Source organism: Paranoxybacillus vitaminiphilus (assembly GCF_003259935.1).
GTDB lineage: Bacteria > Bacillota > Bacilli > Bacillales > Anoxybacillaceae > Paranoxybacillus > Paranoxybacillus vitaminiphilus.
The window spans coordinates 1-2,764 of sequence record NZ_QLMH01000047.1 but is presented as its reverse complement, the minus strand read 5'-3'; the positions used below and the strand labels follow the sequence as shown (position 1 = coordinate 2,764).

At 55.2% G+C, this 2,764-nt stretch carries 1 rRNA gene; it reads right to left on the bottom strand.

Features of this window, described 5'->3' with window-relative positions:
• Positions 1-2,764 (bottom strand): 23S ribosomal RNA (locus tag B0I26_RS17970); the annotation flags it as partial.

Below are 2,764 nucleotides of genomic sequence, written 5' to 3'. Positions count from 1 at the left end.
TTGGTTAAGTCCTCGATCGATTAGTATCCGTCAGCTCCACGTGTCGCCACGCTTCCACCTCGGACCTATCTACCTCGTCATCTTCGAGGGATCTTACTCGCTTTAAGCGATGGGAAATCTCATCTTGAGGGGGGCTTCACGCTTAGATGCTTTCAGCGCTTATCCCTTCCGCACATAGCTACCCAGCGGTGCCCCTGGCGGGACAACTGGTACACCAGCGGTGCGTCCATCCCGGTCCTCTCGTACTAAGGACAGCTCCTCTCAAATTTCCTGCGCCCGCGACGGATAGGGACCGAACTGTCTCACGACGTTCTGAACCCAGCTCGCGTACCGCTTTAATGGGCGAACAGCCCAACCCTTGGGACCGACTACAGCCCCAGGATGCGATGAGCCGACATCGAGGTGCCAAACCTCCCCGTCGATGTGGACTCTTGGGGGAGATAAGCCTGTTATCCCCGGGGTAGCTTTTATCCGTTGAGCGATGGCCCTTCCATGCGGAACCACCGGATCACTAAGCCCGACTTTCGTCCCTGCTCGACTTGTAGGTCTCGCAGTCAAGCTCCCTTCTGCCTTTACACTCTACGAATGATTTCCAACCATTCTGAGGGAACCTTTGGGCGCCTCCGTTACCTTTTGGGAGGCGACCGCCCCAGTCAAACTGCCCACCTGACACTGTCTCCCACCCCGATCAGGGGTGCGGGTTAGAATTTCAATACCGCCAGGGTGGTATCCCACCGGCGCCTCCACCGAAGCTGGCGCTCCGGCTTCTCAGGCTCCCACCTATCCTGTACAAGCGATACCAAAATTCAATATCAGGCTACAGTAAAGCTCCACGGGGTCTTTCCGTCCTGTCGCGGGTAACCTGCATCTTCACAGGTACTATAATTTCACCGGGTCTCTCGTTGAGACAGTGCCCAAGTCGTTACACCTTTCGTGCGGGTCGGAACTTACCCGACAAGGAATTTCGCTACCTTAGGACCGTTATAGTTACGGCCGCCGTTTACTGGGGCTTCGGTTCGCACCTTCGCTTGCGCTAAGCGCTCCCCTTAACCTTCCAGCACCGGGCAGGTGTCAGCCCCTATACATCGCCTTACGGCTTCGCAGAGACCTGTGTTTTTGTTAAACAGTCGCTTGGGCCTTTTCACTGCGGCTCTTCGGGGCTATGCACCCCAAAGAGCACCCCTTCTCCCGAAGTTACGGGGTCATTTTGCCGAGTTCCTTAACGAGAGTTCTCCCGCGCACCTTAGGATTCTCTCCTCGCCTACCTGTGTCGGTTTGCGGTACGGGCACCTCTCACCTCGCTAGAGGCTTTTCTTGGCAGTGTGGAATCGGGAACTTCGGTACTTTATTTCCCTCGCCGTCACAGCTCAGCCTTACGGCAAGCGGATTTGCCTACTTGCCGGCCTAACTGCTTGGACGCGCACAACCAGTCGCGCGCTTGCCCTATCCTCCTGCGTCCCCCCATTGCTCAAACGGTGAGGAGGTGGTACAGGAATATCAACCTGTTGTCCATCGCCTACGCCTTTCGGCCTCGGCTTAGGTCCCGACTAACCCTGAGCGGACGAGCCTTCCTCAGGAAACCTTAGGCTTTCGGTGCAGAGGATTCTCACCTCTGTTTTCGCTACTCATACCGGCATTCTCACTTCTAAGCGCTCCACCAGTCCTTCCGGTCTGGCTTCGACGCACTTAGAACGCTCCCCTACCGATGACCAACGGTCATCCCACAGCTTCGGTGGTACGTTTAGCCCCGGTACATTTTCGGCGCAGAGTCACTCGACCAGTGAGCTATTACGCACTCTTTAAATGGTGGCTGCTTCTAAGCCAACATCCTGGTTGTCTAAGCAACTCCACATCCTTTTCCACTTAACGTACACTTTGGGACCTTAGCTGGTGATCTGGGCTGTTTCCCTTTTGACCACGGATCTTATCACTCGTAGTCTGACTCCCAAGGATAAGTCATTGGCATTCGGAGTTTGACTGAGTTCGGTAACCCGATGAGGGCCCCTAGCCCAATCAGTGCTCTACCTCCAAGACTCTCACCTTGAGGCTAGCCCTAAAGCTATTTCGGGGAGAACCAGCTATCTCCAAGTTCGATTGGCATTTCACCCCTACCCACACCTCATCCCCGCACTTTTCAACGTGCGTGGGTTCGGGCCTCCAGTAGGTGTTACCCTACCTTCACCCTGGACATGGGTAGATCACCTGGTTTCGGGTCTACGACCACGTACTCAACGCCCTATTCAGACTCGCTTTCGCTGCGGCTCCGTCTTTTCGACTTAACCTTGCACGTGATCGTAACTCGCCGGTTCATTCTACAAAAGGCACGCCATCACCCATGAACGGGCTCTGACTACTTGTAGGCACACGGTTTCAGGTTCTCTTTCACTCCCCTTCCGGGGTGCTTTTCACCTTTCCCTCACGGTACTGGTTCACTATCGGTCACTAGGGAGTATTTAGCCTTGGGAGATGGTCCTCCCTGCTTCCGACGGGATTTCACGTGTCCCGCCGTACTCAGGATCCACTCAGGAGGGAACGAAGTTTCGACTACAGGGCTGTTACCTTCTATGGCGGACCTTTCCAGATCGCTTCGTCTACCCCGTTCCTTTGTCACTCCGTATTGAGTGTCCTACAACCCCAAGAGGCAAGCCTCTTGGTTTGGGCTGTTCCCGTTTCGCTCGCCGCTACTCAGGGAATCGCTTTTGCTTTCTTCTCCTCCGGGTACTTAGATGTTTCAGTTCCCCGGGTGTGCCCTCCATACCCTATG